The sequence below is a fragment of the Paenibacillus aestuarii genome, assembly GCF_027789125.1.
GTDB lineage: Bacteria > Bacillota > Bacilli > Paenibacillales > NBRC-103111 > Paenibacillus_E > Paenibacillus_E aestuarii.
In genome coordinates this window covers 1-17,671 of sequence record NZ_JAQFVF010000014.1, presented here as the reverse complement: position 1 = coordinate 17,671, position 17,671 = coordinate 1, and the positions used below count along the sequence as shown (strand labels likewise).

Below are 17,671 nucleotides of genomic sequence, written 5' to 3'. Positions count from 1 at the left end.
CACCTCTGTTTCCTAGTATAGCATAATTCCGTTTTCTAGCAATTTCAGATAGATTTCGATTGTTTTCGATACTCGTTCGGAGACATGCCCTCCTGCTTTTTGAAAACTTTGCTGAAATATTTCTCATCATTATACCCGACCATTTCGGCCACCTGAGAGATGCGCAGATGCGGGTTGCAGAGGAGCGCCTTGGCTTTCTCCATGCGGATTTGCCCTAAATAATCGGAGAGATTGACCTCGAACTCCTGCTTGAATTTACGGGAGATATATTCACGGCTTAAAAAGAAGCGGCTGGCAATGTCCTGCAGCGTGATGTCCTCGTTGTAATGCTGATCCAGGTAGGCAGCAATATCGAATATGACATTTTTATCCTTTTGCTGGTGATGCAGCACAAGCTTGGACAACTGGACCATGCTGCGGGTCAGCTCCTGCTGCCAGAGCGGCAGCGACAGAATGCCTTGTTCGTCAAGTGGAATAATCAGACTATCCGGTTCGCTACCCAGCTGCTGTTTGATCTCTTCCTCGCTTTTGCCCGGGAAAAATTCCTGCAGCCAGCGGCGCCGCATGACCGAGTACTCGCGCCACCAATGGTCTAGCTGCTCGAGCGTGATCGCGTCGGCCTGTTTAACCGCATCGATCCACAGCTGCGCCGCTTCCTGGATCTGCTCCAGGCTGCCGCTGCGAATGGCGATGCGGATGCGCTCTTCGTAGTGGCTGAACGATAGCGCGCGATGCGCAGACTTGGCGGACGGCATGAGCCGGCTGTGGATCCAAGAGTCTTTGGCCAGCAAGTTACGCTGGCGCAGCGCCTCACGCGCTTCCTGATAGGACAAGGACAGGCCAGCCGGGAACGGATGCGAGCCGCCAATACCGAAGTCGACGCGGCTGCGCAGCGTGATGCGCATGCCTTCGTTAATTTTGCTGAGCATCGCCTCAGCTTCTTCTTGTTCCTTCCAAAAAAGCAGCACGATCTCGCTGTGGTTGTTCCAATAGCCGAAGGCGATGCCGCGCTGCTGCTCGCGCAGAAATTCGTTGCAAATATTAATCAGCGAGAACAGCAGCAGCTCCAGATTATGCCCGAATTTCGTCTTCAGACTGCGTTCCATCGTATCGAGCGACAGAATCGCCACCCGGCAGTCCTTCGTACTCGGAGGCAAGCCCAGCTCCTTGGCGAATTGCTCGGCGTTCTGCTCGTAAGTAGAAGGGTCGGTAATTAAGCTGGACAGCAGCTTGTCCCAATAAACGGGCTTGATCTGATTCATTTCGATATTACGGTTGCGATTTTGCTGGCGGTGTTCCTCGTCCTTTTTCCAGACGGTAATCGCTTTAAGCAAAGCTTCGTTCAACTGATCCGCGTCGATCGGCTTCAAAATATAGTCTGTACCGCCGTACTTTACGGTATGCCGCAGCAGGGAAAAGTCATCATGCCCGCTGATGACGATCGTTTTGCTGTCCGGCGCATTCTGCTGCAGCCATTCCAGCAGCTCGACGCCGTTCATGATCGGCATCATCATGTCCGTCATAATGATTTCCGGCTTCTCTTTCTCTACTAGCTCCATGGCCGCCTGGCCGTTAGGCGCTTCGAGGATGGTATCGATCGCGTGCTCTTTCCAATTGACGAGCAAGCGGATCGCGTCTCTTACGTGTTTTTCATCATCAACAATGAGTGCTTTCATATATGGTCTTCTTTCTGTAAGGGAATCGTTATGATGATCCGCAGCCCTTTCGGCTCGTTATGTTCAATCTGCAGACTGGCGTCACTTGTAAAATACAGCTGGATGCGCGTCAGCACATTGCGCAGCCCGATGTAAGTTTCATTCCCGATCGCAGGAGCGGATAAGCGGCTCTTCACTTCTTGCATGCGTTCATCGCTCATGCCGGCGCCGTTATCCTCGACAACAACGACTAACAGCTCCCGCCCTTCCTCGTCAACGCCTCTCGACGACTGAATGCGGAGCAGACCGCTGTCGGCACCAGGTTTGAACCCGTGCTTGAAGTAATTCTCAACAAGCGGCTGCAGCATCATTTTTGGAATAATGAGCGCTTGGGTGCTGTCTTCGATTTGATATTCAATGGCAAATTGGTGCTCAAACCGTTGTTTTTGCAGCTCTAAATACGACTTGATATGATCCAGCTCTTTGCGCAAAGGGACGACGGATTCACTGGTGTTCATGCTGTAGTGCATCATTTTCGCCAAATAAGAAATAAGGGCATAGATCTTGGGTGCATCATGCTGCAGCGCAAGTGTACCGATCGATTGCAGCGCATTATTCAGAAAATGAGGATTGATCTGCGCCTGCAAAGCCATCAGCTGATTCGATTTATTGGCGAGCTCAAGCCGGTATTCCCGCATGACCATCTGATCCAGATTTTGCATTAGCGCATGGAAGCGGTTGGCGAGTATGCCGAGCTCGTCCGTGCGCGTCAGCTCAATTTCGGAATTTTTCTGTCCGGTCTGAATCCGCGAAATGTAGCGAATCAACTGCTTAATTGGAGCGGTGAAGCGAATGCTGATGTAAATCGTGCCAATGATGACAATCATTAAAAATAGCGTGAGCACAAAGGAATTGATCAGTGTCAGTTGTTTCGCGTTTTTCGTCAGCTGCGCATAAGGCAGCCGTTTAACGATCGTCCAATCGACGGAATCTGTCACCATTTTTTCATACACGTTCATCCCTGCATAAGGGCCCTTGCTCCACTCGTAGCTTCCGCTTGGAGCGAGGCTGTGGATCGCTTCGTCAGCCCACTTGGTGTTGAGTGTCTGTCCCCACATGGCGGGATCGGGGCCGAAGACGATTTTGCCGGAATGATCGAATATATACAATTCTTCTTCATCGTGCGTATATAGGTTTCTGCAAATTTCCGAAATTAAATCGAGTCCAATATCGATCACCAGTTCGCCAATATCCGTGTTATTCGGAGAGTACAGGATTTTCCGGTGCATAGATAAGACTGGCGATGGTGCAAAATAATCCTTAAGAGGGATGCCATAGCTGTTACTTTCATGGGTGGTTTCGATATAAACGTTCTGATCCGCAGGAAATGCCGGCATCTGATCATATTTGCCGATCGAGGTGCCTTTGAAATCATTCACCATTAAATAAGATCGATCACTGACTTTGGCATACAAATAAACTTGCTTGATCTCTTTAATGGAATGGGACATCACTTGCAGTCCGCTGGCAATTACTTTGTCGCTCATGTAGTCAATATCTTGCTGACGCAGCAAAATATCGTACAACTGTCCTGTCTCGGAGAGCGGTTGTCCGGTGTATAAGGTCAGAGAAGCTTGAGTGACGCCGTTCAAGTAATGAATAAGATTTGTTTTTCCTTGCGAAATTAAGGCTGCGTTGTTCTTGATCGTGTCTTCAATGACCTTCTGTTTGGTGAAGAAATAGGAAACAACAATAGAAGTAATGAAGGGAATGAGTGTGGCAAGCAGCAAGAAGAGAATCAGCTTATTGCGTATACTGTTGCGAATCATGGCGAATCAACTCGGTTTCTGTTGGTCTTTTTCCCCTACATTGTAGCAGGAGAGGTCAACAAATTCCACCTAATGCATCACGATAATCTGTGTTGCAAGGCGTTTAAGAAATTTATACTAATTGTACATATTCGGTAAGGGGGAAATTTCCCATGAAAACTAACAAGGGAATGGCAGGGATGTTCCAGCAATGGGTATTCGTTGGTCCTGCTTTGATCTTTTTCACGCTCATTGTATTAATTCCGTTCTTGATGAGCATTTACTATTCATTCACAGAATGGAACGGTGTTACCACGACGGTGAAGTTCAACGGCTTGAGCAACTTCAAGCATATCTTGCTAGAGGATGAGGACTATCGCAACGCGTTCTGGTTTACGACCCGGTTGACGGTCACGAACGTAATTCTGACGAACCTTGTCGGCTTCCTGCTCGCGCTGCTGCTGACCCAAGCGCTGAAAACGCGCAACGTGCTGCGTACGATCTTCTTTATGCCAAACGTGATCGGCGGCTTGCTGCTCGGTTTCATCTGGCAGTTCATCTTTGTCAAAGGCTTCGCGACACTCGGCGACCTGACGCACCTCAGTTTCTTCGAGCTTCCTTGGCTGGGCGACGCGCCGACCGCGTTCTGGGCGATCGTCATTGTCAGCGTATGGCAAGGTTCCGGTTACTTGATGATCATCTATATCGCTGCTTTGTCCAACGTACCTAAAGATATGGTGGAAGCAGCCTATATCGACGGAGCGACACGCTCCCAAGTGCTGCGCAACATTATTATCCCGCTCATTATGCCGGCGGTAACGGTATGTCTGTTCTTGACCATTTCGTGGTCGTTTAAAATCTTCGATTTGAACTTCTCCTTGACTAAAGGCGGACCGTTCAACTCGACGGAATCGGTATCCATCAATATTTATCAAGAAGCGTTCCGCAATAATAACTACGGTTTGGGAACGGCAAAAGCTTTCGTATTCTTCATTGTTGTGGCCATTATTTCGACCATCCAAGTCATGTATACGAAGCGCAAGGAGGTTGAAGTCTAATGGATGCAGTCAAAAAATATTCGGGGCGGCTGTTTACGCTCGAAGTGCTGGGCATACTGATCGCACTTCTCTTCTTAATTCCGTTCTATTTCGTGATCGTCAACTCGCTGAAAACTTTCCCGGAGCTGGCGGCTAACACGGCCAGTCTCCCTAAGAGCTTATATCTGGACAGCTACGTTAAAGTATGGACGATCATGAAGTTTCCATCGGCGTTCCTGAACTCACTGATCATTACCGTGGTCAGCAACGTCGGTCTGGTTGTTATCAGTTCGATGGCCGCTTACCGCATGGTTAGAAAGCCTTCGAAATTCAATAACCTGGTTTTCCTGGCTTTCGTTGCAGCGATGGTGATTCCTTTCCAATCGATCATGATTCCGCTTGTCCGCGTAGCCGGCCAGATTGGTCTCATGGACAGCAAACTTGGGCTAATTATTTGTTACTTCGGATTCGGCGTTTCGCTTAACGTCTTCCTATATCATGGCTTTATCAAATCGATTCCTCTGGAGATTGAAGAATCCGCCACTGTGGACGGAAGCTCTCCATATGGTGTCTTCTGGCGAATCATTTTCCCGCTGTTGAAGCCTATGTCAACGACGGTTGTTATTTTGAACAGCTTGTGGATCTGGAACGACTACCTGCTGCCGTCTCTGGTGCTGAACAGTCCGGAGCTGCGTACGATTCCGCTTGCGACGTTCTCGTTCTTTGGACAATATACGAAACAATGGGATTTGGCCCTGGCCGGTTTGACACTGGGTGTATTGCCGATCGTGATTTTCTTCCTGGCGATGCAGAAGCATATTGTTGAAGGGATTACTGCAGGTTCCGTTAAAGGGTGACAGATTTGCAAATAAGTTCAAAATCTTCCACCTTTATGTTCAATATTCTCTGTGTTAAGGGTTTAAGTAAGTGTTTACAATAAACCATGTAAGCTGTTAGCAAGCGATTTCAAAATAAGATACTTGTTAGCATGAAACGATTTTTTAACACAAAAAGGGAGGCAATACCTACATGAAAAAACTGACGATGATCAGTATGGCAGCCGTGCTTTCACTATCTCTGGTAGCAACAGGCTGTGGTAAAAAAGAAGAAACTCCTGCTCCTGCCGCTTCTGCGGGTGCATCCGCTGCCCCAGCTGCTGGTGGTAAACAAGTAACCATTAAAATGTTCCAATTTAAAGTAGAGATTGCCGATCAACTTGGCAAATTGGTTCAAGAGTATCAAAAGCTGAACCCTAACGTGAAAATCCAAGTGGATACAGTTGGCGGCGGCGCAGACTATGGCGCAGCATTGCTGGCGAAGTTCAACTCTGGCGACAAGCCGGACATTTTCAACAACGGCGGTTTCTCCGACTTGGATAAATGGATCGACAACTTGGAAGACCTGTCTGATCAACCATGGGTTGGCGATCTGGTAGACGTAGCGAAAGAGCCAATGACTAAAAACGGCAAGCTGTATGGCCAACCGTTGAACTTGGAAGGCTATGGCTTCATCTATAACAAAGATCTGTTTGCAAAAGCGGGCATTACGGATCTTCCAAAAACGTACACGCAATTGGAAGCTGCGGCTAAGAAGTTGCAAGCTGCAGGCATCACGCCTTTCGAGAACGGCTATGGCGAATGGTGGGTATTGGGTAACCACTTCGTAAACTTGCCGTTTGCGAACCAAAAAGATCCGAACGCCTTCATCGACGGATTGAACAAAGGCACTGCGAAGATTCCTGGCAACGAAGTGTTCAACAGCTGGACCAAATTGTTTGACCTGACTTTACAATATGGCAACAAAAACCCGCTGCAAACGGACTACAACACACAAGTAACTGATTTTGCAACAGGTAAAGCGGCGATGACGCAACAAGGTAACTGGACACAAGTGCAAATTACCAAAACGAATCCAGACCTGAAAGTCGGCTTCTTGCCAATGCCAATCTCGGATGATGCAACAGCATCAGATAAGTTGCTTGTAGGCGTTCCGAACAACTGGGTTATTAACAAGAACTCCGCTGTGAAAGACGAAGCGAAGAAATTCTTGAACTGGCTCGTTACTTCCGAAACAGGTAAAAAATACATCACAGATGAGTTCAAGTTCATCCCAGCTTTCAAATCCATTCCTGCTGATGAGAAAGTACTCGGTCCTTTGGCTGCTGACATCATCAAGTACAGCAAAGACGGCAAAACACTTAGCTGGAACTGGTTTAAATTCCCAGGCGGCGAAGCTTCCAGTAAAAAATTCGGCGATATTATGCAAGGTTATGTCGCGAAGAAATACACGAAAGACCAAATGCTGGATGAGTTCCAGAAAACATGGGATAGCCTCAAGAAGTAACTCGATAACGGTCAAATCCAAAGCCTCAGCGCCAATGCTGAGGCTTTTTGCCGTTTAACAGAAGCGGCATGGGCTGGTACAATGGGGAAGACTGGAAGACTGGAGGGTGTCCCTGGACGATGAACATGAACTTAAGATGTTGGCTTAAAATGAAACAAAATGAACTACCTCCCGAGAAGCGGCTATCCCGGGAAGCAATCATCTCCTTAATCATTCATTCCACTTTTCAATTTGGGGCCTCCATGTCAGGCGTGTTTTTGAATTTGTATTTATGGCGCTTGACGCACAGTCTTTTCATTAATGGCACCTACAATATTGTGATCTATGTGCTTACTCCGATCGGCTTCGCTCTAGGGGGCTGGATCGTCAAGAAGAAAGACCGCATGGTTTCTTACCGATTAGGAATTATGTTAATTGGTATTTTTTATTTAGTGGTCATTATTGCCCAGGAAAAGCTCGTTCCTTATTATATTCTTTTTGCCATTTTCAATGGACTAGCTGCCGCTTTTTACTGGGTAGGCTATTTAACGCTAATGTACGATGTTTCCACCGAGCAGAACCGGATCCGATATTTGGCCTTTAACATGATATTTTTTACAGCCGCGACACTGGCCGGGCCTGCACTTGCCGGCGTGATCATTCGGTTGCAGGAAGGGCTGCGCGGTTACACCATCGTGTTTTCCATCGCTTTTTGCATGTTCCTGCTCGCTACGATGATTTCATTTCGCATTAAAGCGTCTGGTGGCCATCACAAGGTGTACTATTTAAGATTTGCTGGACTCCTCATGAAGAAAAACCGCGTCTGGTTAAAAAATTTACTCGGCTTCTTTGGCATGGGACTGCTGCAAGGCATCATGTTGTTTCTGCCGAATATTTTGCTGTTTAAGACAGTCCCGCGTGAGGACATCGTCGGCTACTTGGGCGTACTCTATTCGAGTCTTAGTATCGTTATGGCGATGCTCATTTCCAAATATGCCAAAGCTGACAAAGCACGGTTGTATTTAGCCATTTCCACCGTGGGCTATCTGATCGGTTCCTCCTTATTATTAGGAAGCATGAACGTCTGGACGGTCGTTAGCTTCATGATTTTGTATTCCCTTTTTGCTCCCTTGCAAGGGAATACGATGACTGGTTATTATTACGGTTTGATCAGCAAGCTGCCGCTAAAGGGAGAGCTGAAAGTCGAAAGCGTTGTCATTCGTGAGTTGTTTCTCAATATTGGCAGGGTCATCTCGATTTACTGTCTCATCTCGTTCGGGAGCGGGATGGACGGGAACTGGATTCCATGGATCCTGATTATTGCGTCGCTTACGCAAGTGGCATTAATTTGGTCAGTGAATACGAAGCCGTCAAGCAAGCCGGGTGCAAATGTGGAGCATATGGCAAACAAACAAGGGATTAGCAAATAGCCGGCTGCTTGGTGGAGAGCCGCAAAGTTGCCGCATGGCAGCGCTCTGTTTCGGGTACTTTAACTAAGAGTACACCTGAGAAAGAGGGTGCGGAAGCTTATGAAGCAATACGATAGCATTATCGTTGGCGGGGGAATCGCCGGGCTGCAAGCGGCTATTCAACTAGGCAGATATGAGCATCAAGTGCTCGTCATCGATGCCGGTTATGGACGCTCAACGCTTTGCCGCAGCTACCACAACATCTTGGGCTGGCCTGACGGTATATCAGGTGAGCAGCTCCGCCAGGTTGGACGGCAGCAGGCGGAGAAATTAGGCGTCCAGTTCTTCCAGGACGAAGTCGTCCATGCGGTAGCCAAAGGCAAATCAGGCGAGGGCTTCGAGCTTTGGGGCAAATCAGGCAAAGGCTTCGAAGCCAAGACGGTGCTGCTGGCCACGGGACTGATCGACCGGATGCCCGAAATCAGCGGCCTGAAACCGTGCTTAGGATTAACGGTATATGTATGTCCGGATTGCGATTCTTACGAAATCAAAGGCCTGCCGACCATCGTCATGGGGTCAGGTGCGGCTGGGGCCAACATGGCTTTGACGATTAGCCCGCGTACCCAAGAGTTAACTTACATTAATCACGAGCTGCGTCCAGTGCCGAAAGAGATTTTGAATGAGCTGCAGCAAAAAGGCATTGTTTATATAGCCGAGGAAATCGAGGAAGTAATGGCCGGGACAAATGGCAGCTTTCACGGCGTCAGGCTCATGAGCGGGAAAAAAATCGAAGCGGATCGCGGATTTATCGCTTTTGGCGGAAATGAAGTGAAATCGGATCTGGCCAGGCAGTTAGGCGCGGAGCGGATGGAGAACCGCCACATCGTCACGGACCCGCGAAGCAAAATGACGAGCGTGCCTTTCGTATGGGCTGCAGGCGATGTGGGTGTGCACGCTGAGCAGGTGACCATTGCCATGGGCGAAGGAGCGCAAGCGGCGATCTGGATGAATAAAGCGCTGCTGATGATGAAAGAAGAAGCCAGCCTGCACAGCGTGCTAGCTCGCTCCTGAATGGTCATCCGATGAGTCGGGGCCGGACTGGAATGTTTCCGCCACATGCGCATATTCGGCAAGAGCTTTCTCGCCAAGCGCTGTGAGATGGTAAATGCCGCGGCTTTGGCGGATAAACCAGCGATAGTAGTTTTTTTGCAGCAGGGAGCTGACCGCTTTGTTGCCGGTGAGCTCGCGGAGTTGGCGGGGACTTAGCGGTCCTCGCTCGCGCATGAGGTAGGCGCAATGGAGCGATTTCTCTCGGTATGCGGTCATCAGCTTTTGCTGCGAGCTGCCTCCTACGTTATAATCGCCGCTCCGCTCATGAAATTCATGAACGACTTGCATAGCCGCCCGTTTGTTGTGGCGTAATTGATAAGGCGTTGGCTCGCAGACGACATCGACTGCGGGTTTTTTGCGTTTGTAGAACTGTACGGTCATAATGCCTAACCCGAGCATGCGGCATAAGCGGCGAATGTCCTCCCATTGCAGCCGATGCGGGGCCCGGCCTTTATTGGGCAGTTCAAAAGCGACATACACCTGATCGGTCAACCGCAGCCGGTCTATCCCCTGGACAAGCAGCGGAATGTTGAAGCTCTTCTTCAATTCGACAACAATCGGAGGCTCCTCCCCGCGAATCGCAACCAAATCGCAATGCTTCACTTCGCCCCGCACCGTATAGCCGCGATCTTCAAAATATTGTTTAATCGGAGCATAAAGCTCCGTTTCGGTTTGAATGGCCATGTGCAATCTGCGCCTCCATTATTGTTCCGTTCTGCTTACATCCGAAGCCGTCAGAATGAATATCATTATATCACAGCTTCTGCTAGAATAGAGATAGACTAAGTTGTACGTACATGTCAAATGTGAACAATGAGGAGGATGACAGATCATGAATGTGAGTGATGATGCAGAAAAAACTGCGGAACATCCTTCGAGCTTGGATGATTGGCTCGGACGGAGCTTTGATTGCGCCTGTGGTCACAGGCATGAGGTGCCCATTAAGCGCATCGTTATCGAGCGAGGCGCCTTGGGGGCTGTAGCCGGTTACGCGCAAGAGGCTGGCTACAGGCATGTGACGCTTGTGGCGGACAAGAATACGCTGCAAGCGGCGGGAAACCAGCTGCGAGAGCTGCTAGAGGCCGCGCAGGTTCAAGTATCCGTCAGCGTGATTCGTGAGAACACGCAAGGGGAAGTTGCGGCTGACGAGGAAGCGATCGTGCAGGTGCTGCTCGATACGCCGCTTGCCTCGCAGGCGCTTGTCGCCGTAGGAGCGGGCACCATCCACGACATCGTGCGCTTCGTCGCGCATCGGACGCGCAGGCCGTTCTTATCCGTTCCGACGGCGCCTTCCGTCGACGGCTTTGCCTCTGTCGGCGCGCCGCTGATCGTCCGCGGCTTTAAGATGACGATCCCGGCCTGTGCGCCTGAGGCGATCTTCGCCGACCTCGCGCTGCTGGCGCAGGCGCCGCAAGCGATGGTTGCCGCCGGCTTCGGCGACATGCTCGGCAAGCACACGTCGCTCGCCGATTGGTCGCTCGGCCGGGTGCTGCTCGACGAGCATTATTGCGAGCTGAGCGCTCGCTTGACGCTGGAGGCCGTGGAGCTGTGCACGGGCCACTTGGGTGAGATTGCGCAGCGCACCGAGCTCGGCATGCGCAAGCTGATGGAAGGCCTGCTGCTCTCAGGCCTATCCATGCTGCTGGTCGGCCACTCACGGCCGGCCTCGGGAGCGGAGCACCATCTCTCCCATTATTGGGAGATGGTGCTCCTGCGGCAGCGCCGCAGGGCGCTGCTGCACGGCGCGAAGGTCGGCGTCGCGACCGTGCTGATGGCGCAGCGCTACCAGGCGCTGCGGGAGTTGTCGGCGGGCGAAGCGGCCGCCCGCCTCGCGCAGCGCGAGGTCCCCGGCAGAGAAGCGGATGCGGCACGCATCCGGCACGCCTACGGGGACCTCGCGGAGCTGGTCATCGCCGAGAATTTCCCCGGCGATAACGGCACAGATGCGCGCTCGCTGAAAGCGCGCATCGTGGAGCGCTGGGGCGATGTGCAACAGATCGCCCGGGCGGTCCCTGCCCCTGAGCAGCTGAGCGCTTGGCTCGAAGCTGTGCAGGGACCGCTGACTCCCGAGCAGCTCGGCGTGGAGCCTGAGCTGCTGGCGGCGTCACTGACGGATGCGCTGTTCGTGCGCAACCGGTTCACGATTTTACGCCTGCAGCGCTTGCTCTAGGCGGGAGTGACAGCTGCGCCTCTTTGGAGCGCCGAGCAAGGCTTTGCCTGGGTGATAGCGGAAGAGTACTTCCGCTATCACCTTTTTTCGCTCGCTCTTTTTTCGTTATTCCGTCCCCCCTCGTGTCGCCGAGCAAGCCTTCGCCCTTTTTCCGCCCCCCTCGGGCACCGAGCAAGACTTCATTGCTTCCGCTATGCGCCACCCTTCCAGAAAGTTACAGGAAAGAAAAGCAATCAAGTGCGAATCAGATAGGAATTATGAAGTTTTTACAAAATATGGAGCGTACTTTCATCTGTAAAAAGAAGCCGCCGCCAACCTTACAGCCGTTTGCTTTCATTGATTTCTTTCATGCCGGATCCGATAGGAAAACAATCTCGCTTAAAAATTTCGGGAAACTTATCCTCCGTGGGCGCATAGGATTGTAATACACAAATCACCATCACGAGCTGACCTGATAGTAAAAGGCGGCAGTGAAAGGAGGTACCCATGGACATATTCAAAAGGATTACGGAGCATCGTACGGAGAAGGAATTATTGGCCTGGACCAGTACGTTCGCGGAGTACATAGACTTGGTTCGCAAAAATCCTGGCCTCGCCAAAACAGCACACTCCCGCGTATATGAAATGATTGCATCGCAAGGCATTAATGATCAAAGCGGCCATAAGTCTTACAAGTTTTTCAACCAAGAGATTTTTGGTCTTGATCGCGCAATAGAGAAGTTGGTGGAAGAATATTTCCACTCTGCCGCCCGTCGATTGGATGTTCGTAAACGGATTTTGCTGCTGATGGGTCCTGTCAGCGGTGGTAAATCCACAATTGTGACCATGCTCAAACGGGGGCTGGAGCAATTCTCCAAAACAGATTTAGGGGCTGTCTATGCGATCAAAGGATGCCCTATGCACGAAGATCCGCTGCATCTGATTCCTCAAGAGCTTCGCTCTGAAGTGGAGCGGGAGCTTGGAGTCCGTATTGAAGGGACATTATGCCCATCGTGCCAGATGCGTGTGAAAACCGAATACAACGGCTGCATCGAAGATGTATTGGTGGAGCGAGTGCTCGTTTCGGAAGAGGGTCGCGTGGGGATCGGTACATTCAGCCCTTCGGATCCGAAGTCGCAAGATATTGCCGATTTGACAGGAAGTATAGACTTCTCCACGATTACGGAATTTGGCTCGGAGTCCGATCCGCGTGCCTATCGTTTCGATGGTGAGTTGAATAAAGCCAATAGGGGCATTATGGAGTTCCAGGAAATGCTCAAATGCGATGAAAAATTCCTATGGAACTTGCTGTCGCTGACCCAAGAGGGCAACTTTAAGGCAGGACGGTTTGCGCTGATTAGTGCCGATGAGCTGATCATTGCGCATACCAACGAAACGGAGTACAAATCGTTTATCGCCAACAAAAAGAACGAAGCGCTTCAATCCCGGATGATCGTCATGCCGATTCCTTATAACTTGCGTGTTTCCGATGAAGAAAAAATTTACTACAAGCTGATCGGCCAGAGCGATATGTCCCACATCCATATTGCTCCTCATGCCCTGCGGGTTGCGGCGATCTTCTCGATCCTCACTCGTCTGAAGGAAACGAAGAAGCAAGGGATGGATCTGGTCAAAAAAATGCGCATGTACGACGGCGAAGTTGTAGAAGGCTACAAGGAAGCCGACTTGAAAGAGATGCAAAACGAGTTTATCGAGGAAGGCATGAGCGGTATCGATCCGCGCTATGTCATCAACCGAATCTCCAGCGCGCTTATTCGCCAGGATCTGCAGTGCATCAACGCTTTGGATGTGCTCCGGGCATTGAAAGACGGACTGGATCAGCATCCTTCGATTACCAAAGATGAGCGTGAGCGCTTCCTGAACTTTATCTCTGTGGCACGTAAGGAATACGATGATATCGCGAAAAAAGAAGTGCAGAAAGCCTTCGTATACTCCTTTGAAGAGTCGGCCAAAACATTGTTCGACAACTATTTGGATAACATTGAAGCTTACTGCAACTGGGGCAAAATCAAGGATCCGCTGACTGGCGAGGAGATGGATCCGGATGAGCGGCTGATGCGATCGATCGAGGAGCAGATCGGCATTTCCGAGAACGCCAAGAAAGCGTTCCGTGAGGAAATTCTGATCCGCATCTCCTCTTACTCCCGCAAAGGGCGCAAATTCGATTACAGCTCGCATGAGCGGCTGCGGGAAGCTATTGAGAAGAAGCTATTTGCGGATCTCAAGGATATTGTAAAAATTACGACTTCTACGAAAACGCCGGATGAGCGCCAGCTGAAGAAAATCAATGATGTCACCAGACAATTGATTGATGAGCACGGATATTGCCCGGTGTGCGCGAATGAATTGCTGCGTTATGTGGGCAGCTTGCTGAATCGGTAATGCTCGGCCCCAATGAACAAAAGACGCTTCCAACTCCACGATTGTGGGGGATGGGAGTGTCTTTTTTCCATTACAAGGATGAAAGGGGTGGATTATATAATTTTTTAATAAAGTGTTCAGAATGTGAAAATGTTGGAAACTTTCCCTCGTATTATGTCGTTTTTTGAAGGTTCCTACTCTTATCGCGTCGTAAAGATGCAGTATGGATGGTAAATGTACCCTTTAATAAGGAGGGGATGTTATTTTGATATCGAGGCTCAAAGGATGGTTGCCAGATCGCAATACCCGGGAGATTATGAGAATCCGAAAGCGTGTGCTGCCGAACATTGAAAAGGAGTACCAGTCCCTTCAGCGATCACAGAACCTTCAGGTTGCCACCTTCCAACTTAGGAGCAGACTGAAGAAAGGCGATAACCGAGAAGATTTGCTTTATCAGGCGTTTGCTTTGGTTAAAGAAGCTGTAAGGCGAACGTTTGGACGTACGATGCATGATGTCCAACTAATTGGCGGGTGGTTGCTGTGCCAGGGCAAGATTGCCGAAATGATGACAGGCGAGGGCAAAACGATGACTTCTCTTTTGCCTGCGTACTGGTTCGGGTTGCAAGGTAAAGGCGTACACGTGATTACCGTTAACGAATATTTGGCAAGGCGCGACTGTGAGGAAATGAGGGCAGTTTTTCAGCTCTTGGGCATGACGGTCGGATTGAATTTGGCAGGGTTAAGCATTCAAGAGAAGAAATTGGCTTATTTGCAGGATATTACTTATGGTACATGTACCGAGTTTGGATTTGACTATTTGCGTGATCACATGGTAACGACACGGGAACAACGCGTGCAAAGAGAGCTTGCTTATGCGCTTATTGATGAGATTGACAGTGTGCTGATTGATGAAGCAAGAACACCACTTATTATTGCGGGGAAGTCGACAGCTGCGCCTGATCTTTATTATGTGTGTGCCAGATTCGTGCAGAGTCTGCAAGAGACGCGGGACTATGAATTAGACCCAGAGTCCAGGCAGGTTATGTTTACTGAATCTGCCGTGAGGAAAATCGAAGCCGTATTTAGGATCGATAACCTGTACGAGGTTGAACATACCACTGTCTATCACTATTTATTGCAAGGTTTACGTGCCAAAGCCTTGCTGCAGCGGGATGTAGACTATATGGTCGCTGACAATAAGGTGTATCTTATCGATGCATTTACAGGGCGCGTTCTCGAAGGCCGCCAGCTTAGCGACGGACTGCATCAGGCGATCGAGGCAAAGGAGAAAGTTCCGTTAAGCGAGGAAAATCGTACTTACGCGACGATAACGGTTCAGAAGTTTTTTGGCTTATATGAACAAATTACAGGGATGTCAGGAACGATCTCAACGGATGCAGAGGAAATTCGTCACATTTATGGCTTGGACGTAGTTACAGTACCGACCCATAAGCCGGTAATTCGCCATGATGAGGATGACCTGATTTTTCATACGATAGAGGCCAAATTAGATGCCATTGTACTTGAAATTTTCAAAAGGCATGCGAAAGATCAACCTGTGCTAGTCGGAACGACTTCCGTTCAACAGTCCGAAATTTTGGCTAAGCGGCTTGCGTCCTATCATGTTCCTTATCAGGTGCTCAACGCCAAGTCAGAGGACAGAGAAGCTGAGATGATTGCCAACGCCGGCCTTCCCGGGGCTATCACGATCGCCACGAATATGGCGGGACGCGGAACGGATATTCGCTTAGGCGAAGGCGTCGCCGAGCTTGGCGGCCTGCACATTATCGGCACTGAGCGCCATGAAAGCCGGCGCATCGACAACCAATTGCGCGGGAGGGCGGGCAGGCAAGGGGACCCTGGCTCTTCGCAATTTTTTCTTTCGCTTGAAGATGAGTTAGTAGCGCGTTATGCCTTTGAGGAAGCGGGTGAGCTTAACGCGGATTGGCTGAATGGCAGTCTGAGAAGCGATCAAGGTGTGCAAGGCGGGCAGGTTCAGGCTTTTATGAATAAAGTGCAGCAGTTGGCTGAGAGGCAATTGTCATCTATTCGCTCCATGGTGTTCAGACTAGATGCCATTGTGCATGAACAGCGGCAAGCTTTTTACCGCCAGCGCGATGCCGTCCTTCAGCATAAAGAGCTGAATCGTTTGCTTCCTTTGTCGGTTTTATACTACATCCAGTGGTTAACGAAGAAGTATTGTCCCGATGACAAGGTGCTTGAAGAGTTGGATTTGCTGCAGCTTCAGCATGATGCGGGGCTTGAGGGTGCTTTGGCTATGAATGCAAGCGATCTTCACGATCAGGAGCAATTATGCTCGCGATTGGAAGCTGCTTGGACTTTGAAATGGAACGATTTCATGAAAGTCCATGATACGCCTGATTGGCGGCGCTTGTGGCGAGCGAAGTATCTCCGCATGATCGATAGCTGCTGGCTGGATCACTTAGAGACACTGCAACACTTAAAGCAAGGGATCCATTATCACAAGTACGCGCAGAAGGATCCGGTTCAGATCTATCAGGATGAAGCATGGCGGTTATTTGAGCGCATGAGCGATCGCATACACAAGCAGGTCAGCCAGACCCTCATGCGTGAAATGGCAGAAGCAGAAGCAGAAGCAGAGGCAGAGGCAGAGGCAGAGGTAGGGATTCGCACTGCCCAACATATTAGTTAGGTGGTTTAACAAGATGCAAAAGCATAGTTTTTTTGCGCAGATTCGCAGGCGTTTATTCGGTGAAGATGTCGGTGCATTGGCGGATACGTTGTTGATTGAAGAGCCGGAAAAGCCTTTGGAAGACGAGTACATCCAAGGCACGGAAGTGATTCAACTGGCAGAACAATTGCAGATGATCCGTATCGTGGATGAGCATACCAAGCAGTTTGTTTTTACGATGAAGGGGTTGGATCCTGCGTGGGTCAAAGGATTTGTTTTGCAGAACGAGATTTTCGTTACGCAAGGAGAAGAGCCTGTTTATCGCAGTAATATGGAAGTATTTTATCAGGATGGGCAAACCGGTGAGAAAAAAATGACTTATCAGGCTAATCTCATCCGCTTTGCCGATGATTCCTGGCGGGTATTCCAAGTGAAAGGGGTGATGCCTTCGAGTAAATGAATTAAATGAACAGCTCGATGAGGTAAGAGCTATACCTGGGATCAGTGGTTTTAACCAATCCAAATACAACATGAACAAGAAAGAGGTAGACACATGGCTAAGAAGAAAAATGCAAAAAAACAATATGTGGGGAAAAAGAACGTAGCTCAGATCGTAGCGGCTACGATGGCGTTGACGCCGGTCGTTGCGGCGCTGCCGGTTGTGGCGAGTGCGGCATTTGGAGACACAGACAATTCAGTACTCAACGATGCTGTAACATTAGGCTTGACTGGAACAGATGTGACCTCCAGTGATGAAACGATTGTAACCGCAGCGATTGGAACAGGTGCAGATGCTGGCAAGATCGTGATCACCTCGGTAGCTGAAGGTACAGCGACGCTCACGGTAACAGACGGAACAAACAATGCAACAATCGCAGTAACTGTTGCAGCGGATGGTTCGATCTCGGTTGGAACGATTACTCCGTATGTAGCTACGCCGGCATTTACAGAAGCAACGAACAATTCAGTAGCCAACGATGCTGCAACCTTAGGCTTGACTGGAACAGATGTGACCTCCAGTGATGAAACGATTGTAACCGCAGCGATTGGCACAGGTGCAGATGCTGGCAAGATCGTGATCACCTCGGTAGCTGAAGGTACAGCGACGCTCACGGTAACAGACGGAACAAACAATGCAACAATCGC

Annotated in this window: 13 protein-coding genes; 10 read left to right on the top strand and 3 right to left on the bottom strand. The window is 49.8% G+C overall.

Annotated features, from left to right (window positions below):
* Positions 1-44 precede the first annotated feature (44 nt).
* Both O9139_RS02865 and O9139_RS02860 read right to left on the bottom strand, forming a co-directional pair.
* Complete coding sequence (locus tag O9139_RS02865; protein WP_270877944.1) at positions 45-1,676, bottom strand: response regulator; 1,632 nt, start codon at positions 1,674-1,676, stop codon at positions 45-47.
* The gene (locus O9139_RS02860) at positions 1,673-3,484 is read right to left on the bottom strand and encodes a cache domain-containing sensor histidine kinase (RefSeq protein ID WP_270877943.1); all 1,812 of its coding nucleotides are present in this window, start codon (positions 3,482-3,484) and stop codon (positions 1,673-1,675) included. The genes O9139_RS02865 and O9139_RS02860 overlap by 4 nt, the downstream gene beginning before the upstream one ends.
* A gap of 152 nt (positions 3,485-3,636) precedes the next feature.
* On the opposite strand from O9139_RS02860, the gene O9139_RS02855 reads away from it, so the two are divergent.
* The 5 genes from O9139_RS02855 to O9139_RS02835 all read left to right on the top strand — a co-directional run bounded on the left by O9139_RS02855 (position 3,637) and on the right by O9139_RS02835 (position 9,302).
* Positions 3,637-4,521, top strand: coding sequence for a carbohydrate ABC transporter permease (locus tag O9139_RS02855; protein ID WP_270877942.1), 885 nt, complete (start codon positions 3,637-3,639; stop codon positions 4,519-4,521).
* The gene (locus O9139_RS02850; protein WP_270877941.1) at positions 4,521-5,357 is read left to right on the top strand and encodes a carbohydrate ABC transporter permease; all 837 of its coding nucleotides are present in this window, start codon (positions 4,521-4,523) and stop codon (positions 5,355-5,357) included. Before O9139_RS02855 ends, O9139_RS02850 begins: the two co-directional genes overlap by 1 nt.
* Before the next feature lie 172 nt (positions 5,358-5,529).
* Positions 5,530-6,843: an ABC transporter substrate-binding protein gene (locus O9139_RS02845; RefSeq protein ID WP_270877940.1), complete on the top strand. Its 1,314-nt coding sequence runs from the start codon at positions 5,530-5,532 to the stop codon at positions 6,841-6,843.
* Between the two features lie 149 nt (positions 6,844-6,992).
* Positions 6,993-8,252 carry an MFS transporter gene (locus O9139_RS02840; RefSeq protein WP_270877939.1) on the top strand — a complete coding sequence of 420 codons (1,260 nt, stop codon included), beginning with the start codon at positions 6,993-6,995 and terminating at the stop codon, positions 8,250-8,252.
* A gap of 99 nt (positions 8,253-8,351) precedes the next feature.
* Positions 8,352-9,302 carry an NAD(P)/FAD-dependent oxidoreductase gene (locus O9139_RS02835; RefSeq protein ID WP_270877938.1) on the top strand — a complete coding sequence of 317 codons (951 nt, stop codon included), beginning with the start codon at positions 8,352-8,354 and terminating at the stop codon, positions 9,300-9,302.
* Here the strand turns inward: O9139_RS02835 and O9139_RS02830 are convergent.
* Positions 9,288-10,025, bottom strand: coding sequence for a DUF2161 domain-containing phosphodiesterase (locus O9139_RS02830; protein ID WP_270877937.1), 738 nt, complete (start codon positions 10,023-10,025; stop codon positions 9,288-9,290). The genes O9139_RS02835 and O9139_RS02830 overlap by 15 nt on opposite strands.
* A 148-nt stretch (positions 10,026-10,173) precedes the next feature.
* Here O9139_RS02830 and O9139_RS02825 point away from each other — a divergent pair, with 148 nt between their 5' ends.
* The 5 genes from O9139_RS02825 to O9139_RS02805 form a co-directional block, all read left to right on the top strand.
* Positions 10,174-11,511, top strand: a complete 1,338-nt coding sequence (locus O9139_RS02825) for a sn-glycerol-1-phosphate dehydrogenase (RefSeq protein WP_270877936.1) — start codon at positions 10,174-10,176, stop codon at positions 11,509-11,511.
* Between the two features lie 486 nt (positions 11,512-11,997).
* A complete protein-coding gene (locus O9139_RS02820; RefSeq protein WP_270877935.1) occupies positions 11,998-13,893 on the top strand; it encodes a PrkA family serine protein kinase in 1,896 nt (631 codons plus the stop codon).
* A gap of 244 nt (positions 13,894-14,137) precedes the next feature.
* On the top strand, positions 14,138-16,546 hold the full coding sequence (gene secA, locus O9139_RS02815) for a preprotein translocase subunit SecA (protein ID WP_270877934.1): 2,409 nt from the start codon (positions 14,138-14,140) through the stop codon (positions 16,544-16,546).
* Between the two features lie 13 nt (positions 16,547-16,559).
* Complete coding sequence (locus tag O9139_RS02810) at positions 16,560-16,985, top strand: hypothetical protein (protein ID WP_270877933.1); 426 nt, start codon at positions 16,560-16,562, stop codon at positions 16,983-16,985.
* Between the two features lie 93 nt (positions 16,986-17,078).
* The coding region (locus tag O9139_RS02805; RefSeq protein ID WP_270877932.1) for a hypothetical protein at positions 17,079-17,671 on the top strand (593 nt) is incomplete at its 3' end.